This is a genomic window from Acetohalobium arabaticum DSM 5501 (assembly GCF_000144695.1).
Lineage (GTDB): Bacteria > Bacillota > Halanaerobiia > Halobacteroidales > Acetohalobiaceae > Acetohalobium > Acetohalobium arabaticum.
Genome location: NC_014378.1, coordinates 886,847 through 909,505, shown reverse-complemented (window position 1 = coordinate 909,505; position 22,659 = coordinate 886,847). Strand labels below are relative to the sequence as shown.

Genomic DNA, 22,659 nt, shown 5'->3' with positions numbered 1-22,659 from the left:
CTTTCCACCTCACTTACTAAATTGATTATTCCATAATTCTATAGATTTGATCTAAATCCAGATTATCTCTAACAATAGCAGCTAATTGCTCATAACTTTCCTCTAATTTAACCTGATGAGAAACTGTATCGGCTTTTAAACGTTCTAAACCTTTTCTTTCACGCAGCCTATTAATCAAATTGCGGCGGAAGTTATCATTAGCAAAGATACCGTGAAGATAAGTACCAAAGACTAAACCGTCCTGACTGACGGCCCCATCAGCAATATTAACCTCTTCCTGCCCGCGTTTTTTAATTCTAAAGGCCGGCGAATTATCACTGATCAACTGGCTAGTACCCATATGAATCTCATAACCTGCTACTTCACTACCAGTTAGGTCAGCAAAGAATTCACCGCTGCCCTTAACTACAGCCTCTGCCTGAAAGGTGAGCTTATTAGGACTGAAAGTAGTCTCAATCGGCAGCAGCCCCAATCCATCAAGTTCCTGCCAGTTAGATTCAGTTCCTTCTGGATCATAGACCTTTTGCCCCAGCATCTGATAACCCCCACAGACTCCTATAACCGGTACTGATTTCTCTGCTGCCTGCTCAATCTCAGCTGCCAATCCGGTCTCCTGTAAATATAAGAGATCATCGATGGTATTCTTACTACCGGGAATAATAATCAAATCAGGATTACCTAGTTGATCTCTTTGAGTTATATACCTTACGCCGGTCTTCGGCTCCTGCTCAAAAGGCTCTAAGTCAGTAAAGTTAGAGATATGAGGCAGTTTGATTACTGCAATCTCAACTTCTACATCTTCATCCTGCAGATCAGTCAAGGCTACCGAATCCTCAGCCGGAATTCTAAACCCCTGAAAATAGGGGATAACCCCTACTACTGGAATTCCTGTTTCTTCCTCTACAGTCTCAATTCCAGGCTCTAACAGTTCTCTATCGCCACGGAATTTATTGAGGATAATTCCTGCTACCAGTTCTTTTTCTTCTGGTGGAAGAAGTTCAATAGTTCCTACTACTGAAGCCAAGGCCCCACCCCGGTCCACATCTGCTACCAACAGCACCGGTGTCTCTTTTAGCTTAGCTACATTCATATTTGCTAAGTCCCGTTCTTTAATATTTATCTCCGCCGGGCTGCCTGCTCCTTCCATAACTACCATCTCAAATTCTTCACAAAGTCTATCTAAAGACTGCTCAATTTCCTGCAGGGCAAATTGGCGGTACTGGCTGTCCTGCTCTTTAAGCCCTAAATCAGCCATCGGCCGACCGTGTTTGATAACTTGTGATTCCCCTTTGCCCTTCGGCTTCAACAGAAACGGCTGCATATCTACAGTAATATCTATTCCTGCCGCCTGGGCCTGAATCGCCTGGGCTATTCCGATCTCTCCGCCGTCCTTAGTTACATAGGAATTCAGGGCCATATTCCAGCCCTTAAAAGGAGTAGTCTGATAGCCGTCTTCGGCAAAGATACGGCATAGAGCAGTAGTTAGAATGCTCTTACCTACATTAGAGGCAGTTCCCTGCAGCATAATCGTCTTAGCAGTCATTGTTATAACCTCCAAATTTCTCTCTAGTTCTCTCTCCTAACTCTTTAATCTCCACTGGCAGTCCAGCATAGCTGATATATACTTCTGTAACCGCCTGAGCTAAAAGTTGATTAGCCCGACCTACAGTATCCCGATAAATACGGCTTAAAGGGTAAGGAGGCACTAAACCCTGGCCTACCTCATTAGAAACTACAATTATATTGGCCTCGGCTTCTTCGATAGCTGTTGCTAATTTTTCAAGCTCGGCTAAAGTCTCCTGAGACTTCTGTTCTCCCTCCTTGAAATGATAATCCTCTGTTCCCAGCTCTTCTCCCTGCAGTAAAAGATTGGAAACTAGGACTGTTAGACAATCCAGCAGAATTACTTCAGCCTCACCGGCCAATTTAGGTATTCTCTCAGCTACCTTCTCTGGCTCCTCAACTGTTCTCCAGCTGTCAGGACGCTGCTCTTTGTGATGCTTGATCCGTTCTTGCATCTCCTCATCATCCGGCTTAGCAGTTGCAATATAGGTTACATCTTTCCGGCCTAAAGTATAGGCCATATCTTCAGCAAAAGAGCTTTTGCCGCTACGAGCTCCTCCCAAAATTAAAACCTTCTTGAATTCATCTGTCATTATTTGCCACTCCTTTATCTAATTTAACTGATCCACTAGTTCCTCCATATTAGTAACTAACTGAGGATAATCAATTTCCGGACGCCTGATAACTAAAACCGGAAGTTTTAAGTCCAATGCTGCTTGTAATTTAGTATCCAGACCGCCGGTTTTACCGCTGGCTTTAGTTACCAACAGATCAATTCCATAATCAATCAATAACTGCTGATTCAGTTTTTGACTGAAAGGTCCCTGGATAGCAATCAAATTAGCCGGAGGAATTCCCAGTTCCTGTTGACACTTCTGTAATACTCCAGCCGTCGGTAAGACTCTAGCCACCACCCGCTGATTAAAATCAGGGATCACTGTTACAAACCGATCTAGCTCTTTACTGCCGATAGTCAGTAGAATTCGGCCTGTAGTTCCCTTAAGATAGTCTAAAGCTGCCTCAAAGCCGGCCTTTTCAATTATCAGTTCACTTTCTGGTAATTCAATCGGCGGTCTTTCGAATCTAAGATACTCCTTTCCTTTACTTGCAGCTGCCTTAATTGCTGTCTGCGAAACCAAGGCAGCAAAAGGATGGGTAGCATCAATTACTCGGTCCACATTATACTCTTCAATTACTTCTTCCATCCCGCTCTGATCTAATCTATCAGCAATTACTTCTACTCCCTCAATCTCATTTACCAGCTTTTCACCATACTCTGTTGCTACTGAAACTACTACTTCATAACCAGCCTCAAGCAGCTTCTTAGTTAATTGACGGCTGTCTTTAGTTCCTCCTATCAGATAGATCATACTTCATATCCTCTGGGGGTCACCATAGAGTCAGCAAAACTGAATGTCTCTGAATTACCGATAATCACCGTAGTAACCATGCCTATCTCTTCGTCCAGCATATTCTCCAGATCAGTAATCACCATCTCTTCGCTGCCGCGTTTAGCACTTCTTACAATTCCTACCGGGGTTGCTGGTTCTTTATGCTGTAAGAATATCTCTCTGGCTTTTACTATCTGCTGCTGGCGCTGTTTACTCTTCGGATTATAGAGCACAACTACAAAATCTCCACCGGCTGCTCGCTTAAGCCGGTCTACAATCACTTTCCAAGGAGTTAAGAGATCACTGAGGCTAATTACTGCATAATCATGCATCAATGGCGCTCCCAAAGTTGAAGCTGCAGCATTAGCAGCAGTAATCCCCGGTATTATCTCAACTTCTAGCTCCAGATCCTTCTTATCTACTGTCTCCAATACTAGGCCGGCCATACCATAGACTCCGGCATCACCGCTGCTGACTATTGCTACCCGATTGCCTTTCTGGGCTGCTTCTAAAGCCATCTCCACTCTATCTATTTCTTTAGTCATGCCGGTTGAAATAACTTCTTGCTCCTTACTGATTAATTCATCTACAAGGTCAATATAGGTATTATATCCGGCTACCACATCTACATCCTTAATAATCTGGAAGGCTTTAATGCTTAAATGTTCTAAATCTCCAGGACCGATGCCTACTACATAAACCTCTCCTCGGCTACTGCTACTGTCACTCCGTCCAGTTTCGTCTTCTTTAAGAGTAATTCCATCTTCTTGCCACTCAATAATGCTGCTGGTTCGCATACTCCACCAACTCCTATCGTCTGTTTTACAAATTCTGAAGTAGTAAACTCCAGATCTGCATTTTTAATTTTATCACGGGAAATAATCTTCAACTCTAAATCTTTATCTTCTGCATATTCAACTAAACCTGCTTCATCAGACTTCAGATCAATAGTTGCCAGTGATTTAACCTGGTTTAAATCACTATCTATTTCTGCTAAAGCCTTATCTACTGCTGCAGCAATCCTTTCTTTACTGACACCGCGCCGACAGCCGATACCAACAGTTAAATTTCTCGGCCGTAAATAAAGATAAGGCTTCTGAGCCAGATTCTCCGGCAGTTTTACCGGCTGATTAGAGATAACAACCGTCGGAGCCGAATTCACTTGGTCTAACTCATTCAGCGAATAAAAATTAAGATTCTTATCCGAACCTAGATCCAGTTCATAATCAGTAAAGATATTAATCTCCTTATCATTTACAATAGCTGCATTGATATGCTTCAAATTAGAAAAAGGATCTATTCTACAATCCAACTCTTTAGCCAGCATATCAATAGCCAGTTTACCCTGCCGGTCGGTAGCCGTGGTAATCACCGGTGCTGCTCCAAGAGAGCTAGCCAGCTGAACAGTCAGCTCATTAGCTCCTCCTAGATGGCCGGAGAGAGTACTGATTACAAACTCTTCTGTCTCATCAACTGTAACTACTGCCGGATCCCGACGTTTATCGGTTAAAAAATCAGCCGTTACTCTAATTACAATTCCCAAAGCCATAACAAAGATTAATCCATCATATTCAGTAAAAATTCTACTGACCAATTCTTTCAGTCTACCGGTATAGAAATTCACCTGCTCTGTTTCTGTACTTTCCTTGAACTTATCAGGTAAATAAATATCAAGTCCGGCTTCCATCTCTTCTGCTATTCTAAAAGCTGTTTTGATTCCATTATCTGTAATAGCTATTACAGCTAAATTCATTCTTTACTGGCTCCCAGTATTACTTGTCCGGTATTCATGGCTGAAATCCTTATCATATAGTTTGGACCGCGAATACTCTGTATCCAGAAAGTCGCCTACTACAATCATAGCTGTCTTATCGATCTCAGCTTCTTCTACCTTCTCAGTAATCGTCTCTAGAGTACCGATCACCTTCTTTTCATCAGGCCAGGAGGCCTTCTGAACCACTGCAATTGGGGTCTCCACTGGATACTCCTCGGCTAATTCTTTGACTACATCCCCTATCATATGGACACTTAAGAAGATTGCCATCGAAGCATTATGGCGGGCCAGTTTATGCAGTTTCTCTTTATCCGGTACACTGGTTCTGCCTTCCAGTCTAGTCAGAATCATTGTCTGGCTTACATCAGGTAAAGTATACTCCCGCTTTAAGCTGGCTGCCGTAGCCAGAAAGGAACTAACGCCGGGAATCACCTCAAAATCAACCTCCATCTCTACTAGCTCATCGATCTGTTCCTGGATTGCTCCATAGAGGCTGGGATCACCGGTATGGACTCTGGCTACCAGTTTATTCTCAGCAACTGCTGTTTCCATTACCTCTAGCACCTCTTCTAAAGTCATAGAAGCACTATTATGTATCTCAGCTTCATCTTTAGCTACATCCAAGACATCAGGATTAACCAATGAACCGGCATAGATAATAACATCGGCTTTCTTAATAATCTTCTGGCCCTTAACAGTAATTAATTCTGGATCTCCTGGTCCTGCTCCAACAAAGTAGACCTTCATAACTTTATTCCTCTCCTCTCTGTTTAGCAATTACTAATGATAGATAATCCAGTTCATCGCCTAATAGACTATCTAAGTCTCTAGTCAACAGCTCTTCACTGCGGCCGCATTTACTGGCATAAAAGGAGCTTTCTTTCATCTCTAACTTCTCCAGTTTAGCTACTACCTCATCAAAGTTGCGGGCTACCTTCATCAAAACTGTATTATCAAAAGTAGCTAGAATCTCTTCTAAATCATCATAATCATAGGCTGCCGGAATAATAGACAGCGTTTCATTCTTCTCTGCCAGCGGCTGATTCATAGCAGCAGCACAGGCAGAAAATGAGTTAATCCCAGGAACAGTTTCTATCTCTACTTCCATTGGTCTATTCTGCAACCTTTCTAAAACATAGATATAAGTACTGTATAATAAAGGATCACCAAGAGTAATAAAGGCTACATTCTGTCCGCTTTCCAGTTCAGCCTGAATTTCATCTACTGCTTCATTCCAAAATTTATCCAGCCTTTCTTGATCGTGAGTCATAGGAAAAACGAGATCCTTTATCTTTCCTTCAGTCGAAACTACTTCCTTTACTATCGATAGAGCAATACTATCTTTTCCTGCTTTTGACTTAGGAGTACAGATAATGTCAGCTTGATCCAGAATCCGCTTTGCTTTAAGCGTCATTAATTCTGGATCACCTGGTCCGACTCCTACTCCGTAAAACTTACCTGCCATCTTATCTTCTCCTCTCTCCTGCAATAATATAGATAGGATTCTGGGCATCTAGCATATGGTAGTTGCCTATTTCTCTTGTTCGAGTGATGCTGACTGTTACTATATTAAAACTGTAATCCATTTTACTCAAAGACTCTTTAGCTGCCAACAGCGTCTCTAAAGTAATAGCATTGAGAACTACTCTGCCCTCGGCTGTCATCTTCTTATCAACCATGGCTAGTATCTCTTCTAGCTGTCCACCGCTGCCGCCGATAATAATTCGGTCTGCAGCCGGCAGATCTGCTAAAGCCGCTGGAGCTTCGCCATTGATAGGTTCAATATTTTCTACTCCAAACTCTTCACAGTTCTGGTTGATCAATTCTATTCCTTCCGATTCTCTTTCGACAGCCCAGACACTGCCCTGGTCAGCAATCAATCCTGCTTCAATACTTAAAGAACCAGTTCCCGCTCCAATATCCCAGACAACACTATCCCGTTTTAAACGGAGTTTAGAGATAGTCACCGCCCTAACCTCTTCTTTAGTCATCGGCAGATCTCCTCTAATGAAAAGATCATCCGGAATACCTGGTGTTTGAAACCTCCATTTACTCACTATAAACCACCATCACTGACATATCGAAGTTATCAGAGTCTGCTATTTCTTCTAAATCTCCATCAATAATTCGTTCGTCCTCATAAGACAGGCGCTCGCCGACAAAGGCCTTTCTATCTTGAACTCCATTATCCAGTAGATACTGAGCAATCTCATCCGGAGGAAATTTATGATCAGTAAAGAAGCCTACTTTATCTTCCTTTTGAACTAACTCCAGCAGTTCAGATCTCTCTCTGCCATGCAGACTGGTAATCTCAGCATCCTGCCAGACTAACTTTGCTTCAGCAAAGCCTAACTGCAGCGAGCTGATACCGGGAATAACCTTCAACTGATCCTTACTGAAGTGTTTCGATAGATAGTTCAGCATACTATACAGCCCTGGATCTCCGGAGACCAATACAGCTATCTGTTTCTGTTGATAATTATCCTGAATATAATTCAGAATCCGCTCCAGATCAGCCTTGATTACTAACTCTTCTTTATCTAACTGGGAAAATAATTCTAAAGCCCGTCTACCGCCGATTAAGACATCGGATTCTGATGCTAACCGTTCAACAACCGGCAGCATATACTCCTTACTGCCTGGTCCGATACCTAGCACATAGATTTGATTCTCCATTCTTCCGCTCCTTTCTTTAACTCTACTCCATAACTACCTACAACCTCTTGGTCCATTGAAAATAGAATAGCACCAAAATCAATTTCATATTCTACCTTTTCAGCAGCTCTAGCAACCACCCGCTTAGCCAATAAATTAAATACATCTTCAGCTAACTCAACTTCACGCAGAATCTGAATCGTCTCTTCGGCAGTATTGGCCGCCAAGATCTTTTGAATTAACTGCTGACTGCCACCTAAGCTGGCAGTATAGGCTGCTACTATCTCCAGCCGTGCATCGGCTACACTGCTGTGAGTATCAAAGATGCCGGCTCCTACTTTAATCAACTTACCAACATGGCCTAACAGGATAATCCGTTCAATCTCCCTTTCAGCTGCCCGCTCCAGCATATAGCCGACAAAGTTACTCATCTTAACCCACTGATTATCAGAAACTCCCATGCTTTGTGCCATTTGTTTGCCGTAATTACCAAAGATAAAAACCAACTCATAATTATCTTCAGCCAGTGCCTGGTCAAGAGTAACTACCAGCGATTCACGGTAAGCCTTCTTGGACATAGGCTCAACGATACCGGTAGTTCCTAAAATCGAAATTCCACCTTCTACTCCCAGCCGGGGATTCAGTGTATTAGCGGCTAACTCCTCACCTTCGGGCACCTTGATGGTAATCTTTGCCCCGCTTTCTGGTGGTAAAACCTCTTTAACTGAATCGATAATCATCTCCCGGGGTACTGGATTAATGGCCGGCTTACCTACTTCCACAGCCAGCCCAGGTTTTGTAACCTCTCCTACCCCTTTTCCGCCCTTGAGCTCAATTCCGCTGTCCAGTTTAGTTACTTCGGCTACTATCTCTGTTCCATCAGTAATATCGGCATCATCACCGCCATCTTTAAGCACTGTACAGCTAACACTTTCTTCTTTGATTTCAGTCCCACTTATCTCTAAATCAACTACTATCTCAGCAGGAGTATCTACCTTAACCACATCTAAAGTCTGTCCCGAATATAAAGTTTCTGCTGCAGCTTTGGCTGCTCCAGCAGCAGCAGTTCCAGTAGTATAGCCCCGCCTTAATTTCTCACCATTCCGTTTTACATAGGATTCAAACATTATCTTCACCTCTATTGGCTAACAATTACTTCATATACAACAAAGCATTAGTAATGGAAGCTGCTACGCTGCTTCCTCCTTTACGTCCCCGTACTGTAATGAAGGGTAGATCCATCTTTTCCAATTCTGCTTTGGATTCTTTAGCTCCCACAAAGCCGACTGGTGTACCTATAATCAATTCCGGATCAGCTTTGCCTGCTTTGATAAGCTTCATCAACTCAAAAAGAGCCGTAGGAGCATTCCCAATAGCAAAGATCTTATTATCAGGATTCTTTGCTGCTCGCCGCATAGACATCATCGATCGAGTAATTCCTTTCTCTTTAGCCTCTTTAGCCACATCATCATTGCTAATAAAACACTTCAGCTCCCCACCAAATGAACCTAATTTCCGATCATTAATTCCGGCCCGCAGCATATTAACATCAGTTACAATATTGGAACCGGATTCTAAAGCCTGAAGTCCTGCCTCAACGGCATCCTCGGATATAATAATTAAGTCCTTAAAATCAAAGTCAGCCGTAGCATGAATCACCCGCTTGACTATCTTCTTTTCCTGGTCGCTGCATTCTAAGTCGGCTACTTCTTCTTCGATAATATTCATGCTCTTATCTTCAATTGCCTCTGGATTCTGAATAATTTCCAAATTAAACTACCTCCCTGATTCTATCATTTTTAAAATAAAAAAACTCAATCTTAAAACCAAGATTGAGGAAGGAATAAAGGAATCAATTACTGCTTAACCTTCCTACAAATCTCTACTTCCGAAGATTATGTAGGATAACAGCTGGGCAGGTTTCCTGGCTTCTAGCCTAAACATTAGACTTTACCTTCCCTAGATATCAATCTATCCAAGTGGCAATTTAAGCCTAACTAACTAGTTACAGTGGCGGACCCGCTCAGGACTTAGACCTGATTCCCTATTATCCTTTTGTAAATACAAAAGGCACCCAGCCATCTGCTTTATTCACTTAATTAAACTACATTGTATCTAGAATATTTCTACATCTGACAAAAAAATCCTTCTTTTTACTGTAAAAAAGTGAAGACTTGTAGATTTATCTATGGTATATTCCGGTTAATCTCTTTAGTTTCTTGCTTAAATTAACATCCAACATTTCTTTTCTATATCTCCACTTCCAGTTACCCTTAGTAGTTCCTGGAGTATTCATTCTAGCCTCGCTATTCAACGAAAGAATATCCTGAAGAGGGGCAATAGCAATTTTGGATACTGAAGCCCAGGCTGCCTGCAGAAAATCCCAGCAGATATTATCCTCACTAGCTTTTAGATATTCTATTGCATATTCTCTAGCTTCATCATCAGCATTATTATACCAGCCTAAAACAGTATTATTATCATGGGTTCCGGTATAAACTACTGAATTTTTAGTATAATTATGGGGCAGATGGTTGTTATCATCCTGAGAGTTGAAACCAAACTGTAAAACATTCATCCCGGGAAGCTTGAAGTAATCCCTCAATTCCTCAACTTCATCAGTAATCACACCTAAATCTTCAGCAATAATAGGCAGTTTCTTTAATTCATCTTTAACCTTTCTAAAGAAGTCTCTGCCCGGCCCTTCTTTCCATTTGCCTCTAACAGCTGTCTTTTCTCCATAAGGAACTGCCCAGTAGGCAGCAAAGCCTCTAAAATGGTCTAAACGAACAATATCCACTAATTCCAAGGTTGTCTCAAATCTATCTATCCACCAGTCATAATCGGTCTCTTTTAATTTCTGCCAATCATATAATGGATTACCCCATAACTGTCCTGTTTCACTGAAATAATCTGGGGGCACTCCGGCTACATTAATCGGCTTCTTATCTTCATCTAAAGAAAAGAGTTCAGGATTAGCCCAGACATCTGCACTATCATAGGCTACAAAGATAGGAATATCACCAACTATCTTAATATAATTTTCATTGGCATAGGCTTTTAATCTATTCCACTGTTTAAAGAAGATATACTGAATAAATTTATGAAACTTAATTCTATCCTGCAGAGTTTCCTGGTAATGGTTTATAGCTTCCGACCTTCTTAATTTGATATCTTCATCCCATTCATACCACGGCTGCCCCTCAAAGCACTCTTTAAGTGTCTTAAAGAGTGCATAATCATCCAACCAGTCGCTGTTCTCACAACAGAAACGTTGAAACTTATCCTCGATCGACTTTGCAGCATCCCGTTTAAACGTTTGGAAGGCCTTTTCAAATAGAGGATACTTAAACTCAGTTACCTGATCATAATCTACATAATCCAGAGCAAATTCTTTCTCTGTCTTCAAATCATCTGCTGCTAATAATCCATCTTCCTTAAGCCGCTCTAAACTGATCAATAATGGATTACCAGCAAAGGCTGAAAAGGACTGGTATGGAGAATCTCCATATCCGGTTGGACCTAACGGAAGTATCTGCCATAACTTCTGGTCTGCAGCAACAAGAAAATCTATAAATTCATAAGCTTCTTCACCTAAAGAACCGATTCCATAATCCCCTGGCAGAGAAGTGGGATGTAATAAAATACCGCTCTGTCTTTTAAACTCCACTATTCTACCCCTTTCTAACTTAATTTAATTATAGCCCCTGTTATTCCTTCGAGTTTAAGATGCAGTCGGCCATTATCAACTGATACTATTCTATTTTGATAGAGTTCTCGATACTTACCATCAGCTGCATCAACTTCTACTTCTAAATCAATCATCTCTTTGCCAGCATTTAACAGCACCAGTAGCTGTTGGTCTCCATAGCTCCTCTTAAAACCATCAACCTGATCATAAGCAATATCAATTCCGCGAATATTACCCCGCCGCAGTGCCGGCTGCTGTTTCCGAATCTTAATTAAACGCTGATAATGATTGAATAGATCATAATCCGGCTTAGTATAACCTCTATCCTTCCAGATCATAGTTCGCCGACAGTCCGGTCCATCTTCACCTTTCATACCTATCTCGTCGCCATAATAGACCATAGGCGCTCCCAGATAAGTCATCTGAAAGAGCACAGTCAGCTTCATTCTCTCTTTATCCTCATCAATTACAGTTAAATAGCGGCTAGTATCATGGCTATCAATTAAATTTAACATTGAATAGTTTGCCTGTTCTGGATACTGAAAATACATTTTACTCAATTCCGCTGCAAATTCATCACCCTTTATCTCATTTAAGCCGAGAAATCTCAATGCTGCATCCCTGAAACGGTAATTCATTACCCCGTCAAACTCATCTCCCTGTAGATAATCAGATGCATTATCCCAGATCTCACCTACAATATAAGCCTCTGGATTAATCTCCATTACAGATTCCCGCCAATCCTGCCAGAAATTAGGCACTACCTCTTTAACCTCGTTGGGAACATCCAACCTCCAGCCGTCAATTCCGGCCGAAAGATCGCCATTACCCTTAGGATCCATCCATTTTTCTGTAACCTGGAATATATAATCCCTAACCTCAGGATTCTTAACATTTAATTCCGGTAGATGACCAAATCCCCACCAACAGTCATAATTCGGTGGATTCTCTTTATTCTGCTTATAGAGCGGTACTATAGGAAAGCTGTGAATATTATACCAGTCTACATATTTAGAATCTTTACCATGCTCTATAATATCCTGGAAAGCCCAGTGTTCATAGCCAGTATGATTAAAGACAGCATCAAAGATCACCTTAAATCCATACCGATGCAGCTTCTCTATCAACTTAATTACATACTCTTCTGAGGCTTCAAGATCGCCTTTGATAGCCAGCGTATCATCGACTAATTCATAGCCGGCTGTATTATATCTATGATTAGCAGTTCCTTTAAAGATAGGATTGAGATAAACAGCATTAACCCCCAACCGCTTAAGATAAGGAATCTTCTGTTCTACCCCCTGAAGATCACCGCCGTAAAAGACATAATATCCGGCCTCGGGATGAATCTCATTCTTGTTATCATAAAATTCTGTCTCTTCAGTTAAAACTGGCGGATTAGGAGGTACCCCTTTTTCCCAGTCAGGAATTACAGCATCACACCGAGTATCTTCATCTTTATATACCTCAATTTTTTCCGGGTCATTCTCTTTACATCCGTTATAAAACCGATCAGGAAAGATTTGATAGAAGATAGCATCTTTAACCCAGCCAGGAGTCCTAAAGATATCTACCTCGGATAAATTATACTGGAAAGAAGTTAAATCGGTCAACTTCCCGTTATCTGCTTCTTTAATCCCTTCTTTATCATACCAGATAATTTTATCTCCATCTTTAACTTCAAAATAATACTCAAAATACGGATTCTCTAAATCAATAATTGCTTTATAGAAATCGAACTCTTCATAAGTCGCAAAGTTCTCCAGTTGAATTCTCTGTTTTTGGCCATCATTATAACATAAAGTTACCTCTTCAACATCATTTCTTCTGGTCTGGAAGCGAATTGAAATTCTATCCCTGCTCAGAGGATTAGCAAACTTAACATCACTATTATTATGGCGTAATGTCTCAAAATCAATTACACCATTTCCTTTAACCGAAACTCGAAGCGGTACCTCATCCCCAACTATAATCACACCATTTTTTTCACCAAATCCATCATCTACATAATAGTCAGCCTCAGGAGGTTTCTGCCATTTATCATCATCAACTACAAATTTATATTGATACTCTCCGGCCTCTAATTCCAATGTCACCTCGTAAGTCCCATCACCATTTTCGTCAGCCATCGGTGTTCTATCAAGATCCCAATCGTTGAAGTCACCGATTAGATTAACACTATCCACCGAAATTACCGGCTTATAAGTGAAAGTAACTTCAAAACTTTCCGCCATTCTCCATTCCCCCAATTTTTTTAACTTGCTATTTCAATTATATCCTCGGACCACATAAATTACAATAGTAAATAATAAACTACTATTTATACTTTTTGGCATTATTTTATAATAAATATACTATTTTTATGTATCGATTTACTATTTCTGCTTTAAAATTATATTTACTTGAATTCTATAGCTTTTACTTCCTACTTTCCAGTAATAAGATATTTTGAAACAAACGTTTTCTTATGTTAGAATAATTATGATTATCATTAATTATAGATTTTACATAGGAGGAAATAATAAGTTATGCAGTTTTCGATTATTATAAATCAGATATTAGTATTATTTATCATTATTTTTATCGGCTATATCATAAGAAAAAAAGAGATTATCAATCAAGAAGTCAGTGACGGCTTAACTGATCTACTTATGGAAGTTACTCTTCCAGCCTTAATCATCTCTTCGATGATCATTGAAATAAACCCTCGTTTAGTCAACAACCTACAGATTAGTTTCTGGGTGTGGGGCGGATTATATCTATTTATCATTGGGATGATTTCACTATTAAGCCACTACTTACCATTTTCCCAGAACCAAAAGTCTGTCTTTAAATTTGCAACTATCTTTGGTAATGTAGGCTATATGGGATATCCAGTAATCGATGCTATCTATCCTGAATACGGAATGCTGTATGCTATCATAGGCAATATCTTTTTTAATGTTCTAGCCTGGACTTATGGAATCTATTTATTTACTAAAAAAGAGGATGGAGATAATAAAATACAGTTTGAAAAATTACTAAATAATGGACTCATTGCCATTATAATTGGATTCGGCTTTCTATTAACCGGCTACCAATTACCTAATCCACTTACTGGCGCTTTGGATCGGTTAGGTAACATGACTTTCCCCTTATCGATGATCGTTATCGGCAGTTCTTTAACCAATATAGACTTTAAAACTATTCTATATAATAAGTATCTTTACTTAATTAGCGGACTCAAATTAATAATTATTCCGTTAATAATCTTTTTACTCCTACAGCCGTTTACAATACCAACAAAGATTAATAATATAGTTGTTATCCTCTTTGCTATGCCTTCAGCTGCTACTACAGTTGTCTTTGCTGAAAAGTTTGGAGCAGATTATACCCTAGCATCCGAAGGAGTCTTTGTGACAACTCTATTCTCCCTAGTGACTATTCCCTTCTTTATTTATCTAATTACCTTGTGAATTACTTAATCGTTTCTTACAAGTAAATATTGAAGGTTCACTTATCCTCTTCTATACCATTCATCATCTTCTCTCGAACTACTTCCATATTATCGTCAGACTGATCAGTTTGATTGTCAGATATGACTTCTACTTCTTTCTTCTCTTTTAAATTGCTTTTTAGAAAACTTACAAATGCCCAAACGCTAATCCCAAGCACAGCTAAAAATCCAATAATCCATTTCATTTTTCCACCTCCTGTATAGCTTCTCAAACTAATCCTTTTTCTAAGTTATATATAGTTTATGATTTTTTAGACTGGGCCGGAACCTATATTGACTGAATTTTTACTCTTTTTTATAATTAAATTATTCTCATTTTATTAATAGGTGAATTGCTATTTGAATATAATAATCAAACAACTTGAATTATTGATTAAATTTCTAAGGAGGTATCTAGATGGGATTATTTAGCGGACTTATGGGAAATGCATCAGAAATGGATATGGAAAAATTAGAAAAAGAGTTAGCAGAAATATTAATTAAAGGAGAAGAAATTGAACAAGGATATCAGTTAATAAGGGATTATTTTGTATTTACGAATAAACGTCTTATACTTGTAGATAAACAGGGGTTAACAGGAGCCAAAAAAGAGCTTCACTCAATTCCCTACAGCAGTATCAGACATTTCAGTATAGAAACTGCTAGATCTTTTGATAGGGACTCAGAATTAAAGATTTGGATTGCCAGCCTCCAGCAGCCTGTCATAAAAGAATTCAGTAAAAAAAGTAGTGACATTCTTGAGGTTCAAAAGACATTATCGAAACATGCACTAAAATAGTTAGAATTATTTTTTGCAAGTAACTTAATAATGTAATTTATAGCATCTTGTTACTAAGAATATGCATGTTTACATATTTTTATCCCGCTTCTATATAGAAGCGGAATTCTGTATTTTAATACTAATTCAGCTTATCAATCAGTCTACCTAAATACTTCGATTTAATCTGCTTATTGGCTAAGATCTGTTTTAGAGGGGGCAGCTTTAAAATTGCTCCTAAAATTGCAGTCATAGCCCGATGACTAATCAATGCCTGATTATCAAAAATTAAATTTGGTAGTATGGACCGGATCCATCATGCCAAACTTCTGCGCAGCAATCATTGCTTCACAATAGCAGCTACAGCAATTGCAGATAAACCCTACCTCCTACTGTACATTTTCCCCAAATTGAACTAAATTATGCTCTTTAGCCTCTTCTAGAAGTTCTAGACATTCACCGGTACTTATCTCCCGCGCATAATCATGCTTAATTAAAGATTGAGCGGCAGTATTAAAGGTCATACAAATCTCCATAGGAGCATCACAGGCCTGACCTTTATGTTCCATCTTATGGCGACAGTAAGGATACTAATTCTGCCTCGCGTTCAGTAAATAACATCTCCAATATCTTATAAAGAGTGTCAGATGGAGGCGCTCCCTGAGGAAACTCATTCAGCCGTTCGACTAAGTTTTCATATCCTGAGCGGGAAGTTCGATGGGCCATTTTTAGCCTCCTAAATTCATTGTCTTGGATTTGCATTTAGCACACTTTATAGTTAAAATCTCAAACCACCTCTATCATTTAATTAATCATATTAGCTTCAATTCCTTAAACGAAATTATAGTTCTTTAAAGCTCTCCCGAAGCAACGAGTGAAAGCATATTATCCTGTTTCAATTCCTTAAACGAAATTATAGTTCTTTAAAGCTTTAACAATTAATTCACATGAATCTCCAAATGATGGTTTCAATTCCTTAAACGAAATTATAGTTCTTTAAAGGCACAAGCCCAAGCTGCACAGCAGAAAGCAGTACGTTTCAATTCCTTAAACGAAATTATAGTTCTTTAAAGGAAGGAGATGAATAATGTGAGTGAGTTATTAGCAGCGTTTCAATTCCTTAAACGAAATTATAGTTCTTTAAAGACCAGTTCCTCGAATGTGACATCTCCAAAATCTTCCGTTTCAATTCCTTAAACGAAATTATAGTTCTTTAAAGTTAAGAAAAGAGATGATCTAAAGATGATGTTCAAGCAGTTTCAATTCCTTAAACGAAATTATAGTTCTTTAAAGTGTCAACACTAAAATGGTATTAATTTAAAAAAATAAAGTTTCAATTCCTTAAACGAAATTATAGTTCTTTAAAGTGCGTCCCTACTCAAACCTAGTATCAAAGAACTTAAACTTTAGTTTCCGAGCACCTCTTTATTTTACGCATATCTCTTCTAAAGCTGCAATATTTACTAAAAATGTATTTTAAATTATATAAGAAATAATCTGTTTTACTACCAAATGCTCTAATTTACTCCATTTCCGAGCGTCCCCAGGGGTTTTACCCCATACTAAAGCCCTCGGAAACTAATCTTATTTTCAATGTCCATTATATTCATTATACATAAATATTCTTTTTCCTGCTTGAATTCCAATTTTTATTAATTTTGCATTCTAGCAACCTGTCCTAATCCCATAGTTGTTTTATAACCTACCCCTCCATAAAAAGCAAAACCCGCTAATAAGTTAATATCTTTAACTTTCTTAGAAGATATTTTAGAGCTTAACTCATACTTACATTTCCCTTCAAAGCCTTTGATCGGATAATCATTAAACCACTCCATTGTTGATTCTAAATCATAACGTGAAAGATATATATTATCAAAATCTTCTCTTTCTACCGTCAACTTTTCTGAACCAAACTCCTGCCATTTACTGAATAGACTATTAAATAAATAATCAGCTCTAGGAAAAATGATGTGTCTATCTTCAATACTAAAAGTAGTCGTCGAATGAAACTTGAATTTAATTTTTCGGTCATCTCCACTATTCTGCCGCAGCTGACTTGGCTCAATACAGTCACATCGATTATCCTGCTTTGAATTAGTCAAAGCTTCAATAACCTCAATTTTAACACCATTTAATTTTAAACCTTCTGGGTGATACAAAAAGTATTCCATAAATAATTTGTACCACTCTTCTTCTAAAAAAGTTATTCTAAAGAAGTATTTCTTTCCTTTTTTCAAGTATCTCTTTCCTTTTCTCCACTTCAAATAGGGTAAAATCGGAGAAATAGTAAAAGGTTTACTATTGTACCTATCATGTAAAACAGTAACTTTCTCTTCATCTCTCTTATTTATCATATGGAATAACATACCATGTAGACTCTCTCCAGGATAATAATTAAAGTAGATATCCTTTTTAGCACGAAATCTAACTATCACACTATAGAACATAAATCCCCCTCCAATCAATGCTCATCATATTAATTTGCTTCATATTATAATTGATTGCTGTGCTGGACTGCTCTCACTACCTATCCTTTCTATCTCATCCTCACATTTACTACATAAAAAATAAAACCTAATATTATCTTCATCTTCATCCAACACTTTTTGTAACCTATCTCTCAATTTCAGATAATCTTTCTTTTCTAATTCACATTCAAAAACACTATACTGAATCCAGGTACCAAAATCCTTTAATATCTTAAAGATCCGATTCCTTCGTTTATCCTCTGAAATATCATAAGAGATCACAACAAACATTTATTTCACCACCAATGGTGGATACTCTTCAATTTCTTCATTAATCGTCTTACTTATTAACCTAGCCTGTAATTCTATACATCTACGCCAAGTAACCTTATATTCAAATACAGGATGAGTAAATTCTTCTCTTAATCTTTTTTCATACTGCTCTAAAAATTTATTTCGAGCTTTATCCTTCATTTTTACCGTACCACAAGTTTTATTAAAATTATCTGATACTATCATTTTTTTATTAATTACACTTTTAACTACTGAATCAACAATTACAGGTCTAAATTCTTCCATCAAATCCAATGCTAAAGCTGGTTTACCATACTGACTAGAATGAAAAAAGCCAATATAAGGATCAAATCCTACTAAATAAAGAGCCGCTAATACATCATTTAACAACAGAGAATAACCGAAACTTAACAAACAATTAACCGGATCTTTAGGAGGACGTCTATTACGTCCATTAAAATTAAAACTGTCATTTAAAACTTCATTAAACTGACTAAAATAATACCTCGAACCCATACCTTCAAATCCACGTAGCTTATCAATGCTTTCTGTCCGTTCTATCTTATTAATGATATTCTTCATCTTCTGGCATAACTGTTTTACTTCTTCTGACCGCGTTTCTCTAGTATCCCTCATTAACAGAGTCCGCATATTTGTAAGCTTTCCTTTAACTATCTTTCTTGTCAATTCCAATTTCACCTTCATGTCCTTATGAGCTTCAAACTGTTTAAGTCTTAATAATGAATTTTTAGAGTACTCAGGCACTAACCTTCCTTTATATTTACCATAGTAAGATAGATAAGCAATCGGTACTTCCGCTTTTAATAACAAACTAATTAGTGAACCTGAAATGGAAGCATTCCCAAAGACCACAACCTGATCAACCTTAACTAATGGAACATCCGCTATCTTTTCCTTACCTTGTTTAACTATTAGCCGCTCTCCCTTTTTGCGTAAAGCAGTATCCTCTTGAGTAACATAAACAGTAGGCATTAATAATCTATGCCTCCTTTTTTAAGGATCGAAACTTCTTTCGGTAAACAGATTTCTTCTATACTACAAGCTCTACACCGCCGGCTATATTCATTTTCTGGTATCACTTCTCCTTCCATAATTTTTAATACACTTTCTCCTGTCTCAATTGTTTTATCTCTTAGTTTTAGATCAAACTCAACTTCTTCTCTATCCCTACTGCTAAAATACCATAAATACCCCTTCGTTATCTTTACTCCTAGCTGTTCTTCTAAACAAAGTGCCTGCGCACATAACTGAAGATGATCATTAATCCATTCTCCCGATCTACCCTTCTTATATTCTACAGGATATACCTCTCCTTCTTTTTCTTCCACCACATCTATCTTACCTACTAATCTATACTGTTCAGATTTAACAAAAACCTGAGTTGTCTGTATTCTATTACTATCATATCTACGTTCACCAGAATGGGCCCGATCATGTTTTAAAATGCCTTCTATTGTATGAGTATTATCCTTCCATTCTCCCAATACATACTCTAAATAAACTCGATACGGACAATAATTATAAGCATTAATAGCAGATAAAGGAACATAGAGTTTCTGATCCAAATTATCACCTTCTTTAGATAATAATTTCCGGCTCTTCTTTCTGGTTCTCGGCTGCATAAATAGCACCACGTAATTCAGGATAGACCAAAAAGGCTGCTGTACCTAAGATAACATAGTATTCCTCAGAGTCATAATCAGGAAAAATCATCTCTATTTTAACTGGATAGATAGCACTATTCTTTACTGCCCCATAAAGATTAGAAGTTAAATTATTGGTCATAATCAACATCGGAATATATTCTTCCTTAAAATAATTCGTAATCTCCGACTTCAAAGCTGAATCACTGACCAATTCAAGTCCAGATAAAGCTAATGGACGATTACATAGTTTTTCTTCAAATGATTGTTTATCCAATCCATACGGTGACTTAAGCCTATAGGATAGTCTCATCTTTTCCGATCTAAAGTCCCTTACCTGTAAATAAAAGTCTCCTTTGAGGTCACTTCCTGTTGCTTCTTTAAACTGTTGGCGTGATGAATAGAGATCATACTTATAATTTCTAATTACATGTAATAGATCATAACTTGTTACTTCATCAGAAGCTAAAATGTCCTGAGGATCATATACTACAGCTCGAGGCCCATTAAAGGAATCACGAAAATTAAATAAGCTCTTCTTTACAGCATACTCCTGTCTGATAAAATCCATTACACTCTTTTGAAAACCAGAATTTTCAGCATATTCCTCGATTACATCATCAGGATAAGTCCGATTATCGAACCAGTAAGAAAAATCCTGACAATCCTGTAGGCTTAACTCTTCTTCTCCTTCACAGACTCTTTCATGATGCTTAAACTTACTCATGATTGCTAGCAATTTTCTAAAGCTCTTAGTTCCACTAAAAATCTCCTGTAACAGATTAAATAATTCTTCTATATAATCTTTAATCTCATCAGGCATAGCACAGTACATCTCATATAACGGATAGAAAGACTCTAATAAAGCATAAGAATTAATATACTGTACAAACTCTTTCTTCTGCGGTGGAGTATTTAACTTTACTAATAACTTAGCAAACTCCTTGCGGCCGTATTCTTTATTCTTTTCTAACTCATCAGCCAACACGCTATAACTATTGTCATCAACTAAGATCAATAGCTTACTAGGCTGGTTTTGAATCTCTTTACCTAATACTCGTCCAGCTCGACCTATTCGCTGCAGTAACTCATCTACTGATTTAGCCTCCACAACAGCAAAATCGATATTCTGTCTATTCTTATTCTCTTTATCAAAGTTATATCCGATATCGACAGTTGGAGTAGCTAAAATTAACTGTTTCTTATTGGCCTCCTGTCTAGCCCTACGGCTCTGCGGCCCAGTAATTCTTTCTTTATCCGGCCATTCTATCTGAGCAAAAGCCCGATTAATTCTACTTAATGAATTACCGATAATTACTCCCTCTAATCCCTGATGGAGATAGTCTGTAATCTTATCTTCAACTAAATCTATCTCTTCATCTAAATCACCAGCAACAATCTCTGCTTTAGCTTTAGTTAAAGTCTGTAACTTCTTCTCCTGATCTCCTTCTAAATCTATAATCTCCATCTTCAAATCCAATTCTTCTAAATAATTAATTACATACTGAGCAGGAGTAGCAGATAAAAGACAGATTCGTCTATCCTCAGCAAAATAACCGAACCCCTTAGATAGCGCAAAGAAGAAAAGAAAGTTTGCAAACTGTTTAGAATTATAGTAATGAAACTCGTCAATCACAATATAGGAAAAAAGAGCAGCAAAATCCTGGCATAAATTTCTCCGATCAATTCTATTGTACTGGAAATAAAGCGCATAATAAAAGATATCAGGGTTCGTTACAAAAACAAAAGGATAGCTTCGGTCAGTGAACTCTAAGTCCAACTCCTTAGCAAACTCCAACGGATTACTCAATAACCGATGTAGTTTATCTCCATTTCGCCTAGCCTGAGAAGTCAGCTGTTCTAATAATCCAGCATCAACATTGATTACATTAAACTTCAAATCATTTTCAGTAATAAAACCTTTGATATCGCGAGCATGTTGGTGGATCAACTCATTAGTAGGAGCAATAAACAGAACATTTCCTCCTATTTCCTGCAGATCAAATAAATATAGTAATGAAGCTAATGTCTTCCCCGTTCCTGTATTATGAAGATTCATCACTATCTGATTATCCTGTAGTGCTCGATAAGTTTGGTACTGATGCTTTAAGGGAGTATATTCTAGATTAAAAGGATTCTCTTTGCTCACTGGCTCATAATCTTCACTTAGACTAATCTCAATCATAATTTACACCCCATAACTCATATCTGCCGGCAAGTATTCATCACTTTGTTTAATATAGAGCATCTTTCCGCTTAAAATACTATTCTTAATTAATGGTGTCGGCCGAATATTTATCGTATCATAACTATGCATCTCAACTTTCTCTCCAAAATCTAGTGGACTTAAAACTCTTCTAATCTTCTTCTGTTCTACTTCCTGTAATTCATAATTAACCTTTTTCTGCTTCACTTTAGCCTTGCTCATAAACTTACCAAGTCTAATATAACGAGGCAGCTCTAATTCATCTCTGCTAAATAAATAAAAACTAAATTGATTTCCTGTAGCCAACATCTTAGCTCTACCCTGCTGGGGAAAATTAGAAGCAGAAGTCCTATCTTTAGATCTATCACTTTCTACAGCATTGTTCTCGAAAGAATACCAGTAACTATCACTTAAAGTATTGAAGTTTTGAATAATAAACTTCGGTCTTCCGATTACTGTTGCAGGTGTTAGATAAATTCCTTTATCATTTAAGTCAGTAAAGTGTTCTTGATAAAGAGGTTTTTTCGGTTGTGAATACGTCCCCTGGCATAATCCTAAAGCATAAGCTAAAGCAAAATGGCCTAACAGCGGTTCCGTTTCATAATAATTATAGATCTCTCTGCTGGCAAAAAAAGTATTTTCCAACAGTTCTAATTCCACATGATATACTTTCCGTTCCTGTTCCACTTTCAGTTCACCT

At 38.0% G+C, this 22,659-nt stretch carries 23 protein-coding genes, 1 pseudogene, 1 CRISPR repeat array and 1 riboswitch; of the genes and pseudogenes, 2 read left to right on the top strand and 22 right to left on the bottom strand.

Features of this window, described 5'->3' with window-relative positions; all coding sequences use genetic code 11:
• Positions 1 to 25: 25 nt before the first annotated feature.
• The 13 genes from acear_RS04480 to acear_RS12100 form a co-directional block, all read right to left on the bottom strand.
• The gene (locus tag acear_RS04480; protein WP_013277821.1) at positions 26 to 1,543 is read right to left on the bottom strand and encodes a cobyric acid synthase; all 1,518 of its coding nucleotides are present in this window, start codon (positions 1,541 to 1,543) and stop codon (positions 26 to 28) included.
• Positions 1,533 to 2,156, bottom strand: a complete 624-nt coding sequence (gene cobU, locus acear_RS04475; protein ID WP_013277820.1) for a bifunctional adenosylcobinamide kinase/adenosylcobinamide-phosphate guanylyltransferase — start codon at positions 2,154 to 2,156, stop codon at positions 1,533 to 1,535. Before cobU ends, acear_RS04480 begins: the two co-directional genes overlap by 11 nt.
• 18 nt (positions 2,157 to 2,174) lie before the next feature.
• Positions 2,175 to 2,933 carry a precorrin-6A reductase gene (gene cobK, locus acear_RS04470; RefSeq protein WP_013277819.1) on the bottom strand — a complete coding sequence of 253 codons (759 nt, stop codon included), beginning with the start codon at positions 2,931 to 2,933 and terminating at the stop codon, positions 2,175 to 2,177.
• Positions 2,930 to 3,751, bottom strand: coding sequence for a precorrin-3B C(17)-methyltransferase (gene cobJ / locus acear_RS04465; RefSeq protein ID WP_013277818.1), 822 nt, complete (start codon positions 3,749 to 3,751; stop codon positions 2,930 to 2,932). Before cobJ ends, cobK begins: the two co-directional genes overlap by 4 nt.
• Positions 3,646 to 4,707, bottom strand: a complete 1,062-nt coding sequence (gene cbiG / locus acear_RS04460) for a cobalt-precorrin 5A hydrolase (RefSeq protein WP_013277817.1) — start codon at positions 4,705 to 4,707, stop codon at positions 3,646 to 3,648. The genes cobJ and cbiG overlap by 106 nt, the downstream gene beginning before the upstream one ends.
• A gap of 3 nt (positions 4,708 to 4,710) precedes the next feature.
• Positions 4,711 to 5,475 (bottom strand): precorrin-4 C(11)-methyltransferase, encoded by a 765-nt coding sequence (gene cobM, locus acear_RS04455; protein ID WP_013277816.1) that lies wholly within the window; start codon positions 5,473 to 5,475, stop codon positions 4,711 to 4,713.
• Positions 5,476 to 5,479: 4 nt separating this feature from the next.
• Positions 5,480 to 6,193, bottom strand: a complete 714-nt coding sequence (gene cobI, locus acear_RS04450) for a precorrin-2 C(20)-methyltransferase (protein WP_013277815.1) — start codon at positions 6,191 to 6,193, stop codon at positions 5,480 to 5,482.
• A 1-nt stretch (position 6,194) separates the two neighbouring features.
• Positions 6,195 to 6,785 carry a precorrin-6Y C5,15-methyltransferase (decarboxylating) subunit CbiT gene (cbiT, locus tag acear_RS04445; RefSeq protein ID WP_013277814.1) on the bottom strand — a complete coding sequence of 197 codons (591 nt, stop codon included), beginning with the start codon at positions 6,783 to 6,785 and terminating at the stop codon, positions 6,195 to 6,197.
• Entirely contained in the window at positions 6,778 to 7,404 is a 627-nt protein-coding gene (gene cbiE, locus acear_RS04440; RefSeq protein ID WP_013277813.1) for a precorrin-6y C5,15-methyltransferase (decarboxylating) subunit CbiE, read from the bottom strand. The genes cbiT and cbiE overlap by 8 nt, the downstream gene beginning before the upstream one ends.
• Entirely contained in the window at positions 7,380 to 8,510 is a 1,131-nt protein-coding gene (gene cbiD, locus acear_RS04435; RefSeq protein WP_013277812.1) for a cobalt-precorrin-5B (C(1))-methyltransferase CbiD, read from the bottom strand. The genes cbiE and cbiD overlap by 25 nt, the downstream gene beginning before the upstream one ends.
• A gap of 25 nt (positions 8,511 to 8,535) precedes the next feature.
• Entirely contained in the window at positions 8,536 to 9,153 is a 618-nt protein-coding gene (locus acear_RS04430; RefSeq protein WP_013277811.1) for a precorrin-8X methylmutase, read from the bottom strand.
• A 127-nt stretch (positions 9,154 to 9,280) separates the two neighbouring features.
• Positions 9,281 to 9,476: riboswitch (cobalamin riboswitch) on the bottom strand.
• Positions 9,477 to 9,565: 89 nt separating this feature from the next.
• Positions 9,566 to 11,053, bottom strand: a complete 1,488-nt coding sequence (malQ, locus tag acear_RS04425) for a 4-alpha-glucanotransferase (protein ID WP_013277810.1) — start codon at positions 11,051 to 11,053, stop codon at positions 9,566 to 9,568.
• A gap of 14 nt (positions 11,054 to 11,067) precedes the next feature.
• Positions 11,068 to 13,308, bottom strand: coding sequence for an alpha amylase N-terminal ig-like domain-containing protein (locus acear_RS12100; protein ID WP_013277809.1), 2,241 nt, complete (start codon positions 13,306 to 13,308; stop codon positions 11,068 to 11,070).
• 294 nt (positions 13,309 to 13,602) lie between these two features.
• Between acear_RS12100 and acear_RS04415 the strand changes: the two genes are divergently transcribed.
• A complete protein-coding gene (locus acear_RS04415; RefSeq protein WP_013277808.1) occupies positions 13,603 to 14,529 on the top strand; it encodes an AEC family transporter in 927 nt (308 codons plus the stop codon).
• 37 nt (positions 14,530 to 14,566) lie between these two features.
• Here the strand turns inward: acear_RS04415 and acear_RS04410 are convergent, their stop codons facing one another.
• Positions 14,567 to 14,755 (bottom strand): hypothetical protein, encoded by a 189-nt coding sequence (locus tag acear_RS04410; RefSeq protein WP_013277807.1) that lies wholly within the window; start codon positions 14,753 to 14,755, stop codon positions 14,567 to 14,569.
• Positions 14,756 to 14,967: 212 nt separating this feature from the next.
• On the opposite strand from acear_RS04410, the gene acear_RS04405 reads away from it, so the two are divergent.
• On the top strand, positions 14,968 to 15,348 hold the full coding sequence (locus acear_RS04405) for a PH domain-containing protein (RefSeq protein ID WP_013277806.1): 381 nt from the start codon (positions 14,968 to 14,970) through the stop codon (positions 15,346 to 15,348).
• 121 nt (positions 15,349 to 15,469) lie between these two features.
• Here the strand turns inward: acear_RS04405 and acear_RS13000 are convergent.
• From acear_RS13000 to cas5d, 8 genes and pseudogenes are all read right to left on the bottom strand, one after another.
• Positions 15,470 to 15,911: pseudogene (locus acear_RS13000) on the bottom strand ((Fe-S)-binding protein); the annotation flags it as partial.
• Complete coding sequence (locus acear_RS12785; RefSeq protein WP_245526699.1) at positions 15,898 to 16,053, bottom strand: hypothetical protein; 156 nt, start codon at positions 16,051 to 16,053, stop codon at positions 15,898 to 15,900. The gene acear_RS12785 and the pseudogene acear_RS13000, both read right to left, overlap by 14 nt.
• A gap of 93 nt (positions 16,054 to 16,146) precedes the next feature.
• Positions 16,147 to 16,694: direct repeats of the CRISPR family, unit length 38 nt; unit sequence CGTTTCAATTCCTTAAACGAAATTATAGTTCTTTAAAG.
• A gap of 285 nt (positions 16,695 to 16,979) precedes the next feature.
• A complete protein-coding gene (gene cas6, locus acear_RS04395; RefSeq protein WP_013277805.1) occupies positions 16,980 to 17,774 on the bottom strand; it encodes a CRISPR-associated endoribonuclease Cas6 in 795 nt (264 codons plus the stop codon).
• Between the two features lie 39 nt (positions 17,775 to 17,813).
• Positions 17,814 to 18,086, bottom strand: a complete 273-nt coding sequence (gene cas2 / locus acear_RS04390; protein ID WP_013277804.1) for a CRISPR-associated endonuclease Cas2 — start codon at positions 18,084 to 18,086, stop codon at positions 17,814 to 17,816.
• Positions 18,087 to 19,082 carry a type I-D CRISPR-associated endonuclease Cas1d gene (gene cas1d / locus acear_RS04385; protein WP_013277803.1) on the bottom strand — a complete coding sequence of 332 codons (996 nt, stop codon included), beginning with the start codon at positions 19,080 to 19,082 and terminating at the stop codon, positions 18,087 to 18,089.
• Positions 19,082 to 19,732: a CRISPR-associated protein Cas4 gene (gene cas4, locus acear_RS04380; protein WP_049772653.1), complete on the bottom strand. Its 651-nt coding sequence runs from the start codon at positions 19,730 to 19,732 to the stop codon at positions 19,082 to 19,084. The genes cas1d and cas4 overlap by 1 nt, the downstream gene beginning before the upstream one ends.
• Entirely contained in the window at positions 19,689 to 21,938 is a 2,250-nt protein-coding gene (cas3, locus tag acear_RS04375; RefSeq protein ID WP_013277801.1) for a type I-D CRISPR-associated helicase Cas3', read from the bottom strand. The genes cas4 and cas3 overlap by 44 nt, the downstream gene beginning before the upstream one ends.
• Before the next feature lie 3 nt (positions 21,939 to 21,941).
• Positions 21,942 to 22,646 carry a type I-D CRISPR-associated protein Cas5/Csc1 gene (cas5d, locus tag acear_RS04370; protein WP_013277800.1) on the bottom strand — a complete coding sequence of 235 codons (705 nt, stop codon included), beginning with the start codon at positions 22,644 to 22,646 and terminating at the stop codon, positions 21,942 to 21,944.
• Positions 22,647 to 22,659: the final 13 nt, after the last annotated feature.

Coding starts and splice junctions, on each gene's coding strand:
- cbiG (WP_013277817.1), bottom strand. CDS start 4,707: ATGAATTTAGCTGTAATAGCTATTACAGATAATGGAATCAAAACAGCT.
- cobI (WP_013277815.1), bottom strand. CDS start 6,193: ATGGCAGGTAAGTTTTACGGAGTAGGAGTCGGACCAGGTGATCCAGAA.
- cas6 (WP_013277805.1), bottom strand. CDS start 17,774: ATGTTCTATAGTGTGATAGTTAGATTTCGTGCTAAAAAGGATATCTAC.
- cobJ (WP_013277818.1), bottom strand. CDS start 3,751: ATGCGAACCAGCAGCATTATTGAGTGGCAAGAAGATGGAATTACTCTT.
- cas1d (WP_013277803.1), bottom strand. CDS start 19,082: ATGCCTACTGTTTATGTTACTCAAGAGGATACTGCTTTACGCAAAAAG.
- cobM (WP_013277816.1), bottom strand. CDS start 5,475: ATGAAGGTCTACTTTGTTGGAGCAGGACCAGGAGATCCAGAATTAATT.
- acear_RS04405 (WP_013277806.1), top strand. CDS start 14,968: ATGGGATTATTTAGCGGACTTATGGGAAATGCATCAGAAATGGATATG.
- acear_RS04410 (WP_013277807.1), bottom strand. CDS start 14,755: ATGAAATGGATTATTGGATTTTTAGCTGTGCTTGGGATTAGCGTTTGG.
- cbiE (WP_013277813.1), bottom strand. CDS start 7,404: ATGGAGAATCAAATCTATGTGCTAGGTATCGGACCAGGCAGTAAGGAG.
- cobU (WP_013277820.1), bottom strand. CDS start 2,156: ATGACAGATGAATTCAAGAAGGTTTTAATTTTGGGAGGAGCTCGTAGC.
- acear_RS04480 (WP_013277821.1), bottom strand. CDS start 1,543: ATGACTGCTAAGACGATTATGCTGCAGGGAACTGCCTCTAATGTAGGT.
- acear_RS12785 (WP_245526699.1), bottom strand. CDS start 16,053: ATGGCCCATCGAACTTCCCGCTCAGGATATGAAAACTTAGTCGAACGG.
- cas4 (WP_049772653.1), bottom strand. CDS start 19,732: ATGCAGCCGAGAACCAGAAAGAAGAGCCGGAAATTATTATCTAAAGAA.
- acear_RS04415 (WP_013277808.1), top strand. CDS start 13,603: ATGCAGTTTTCGATTATTATAAATCAGATATTAGTATTATTTATCATT.
- cbiD (WP_013277812.1), bottom strand. CDS start 8,510: ATGTTTGAATCCTATGTAAAACGGAATGGTGAGAAATTAAGGCGGGGC.
- acear_RS12100 (WP_013277809.1), bottom strand. CDS start 13,308: ATGGCGGAAAGTTTTGAAGTTACTTTCACTTATAAGCCGGTAATTTCG.
- cas3 (WP_013277801.1), bottom strand. CDS start 21,938: ATGATTGAGATTAGTCTAAGTGAAGATTATGAGCCAGTGAGCAAAGAG.
- cas2 (WP_013277804.1), bottom strand. CDS start 18,086: ATGTTTGTTGTGATCTCTTATGATATTTCAGAGGATAAACGAAGGAAT.
- cobK (WP_013277819.1), bottom strand. CDS start 2,933: ATGATCTATCTGATAGGAGGAACTAAAGACAGCCGTCAATTAACTAAG.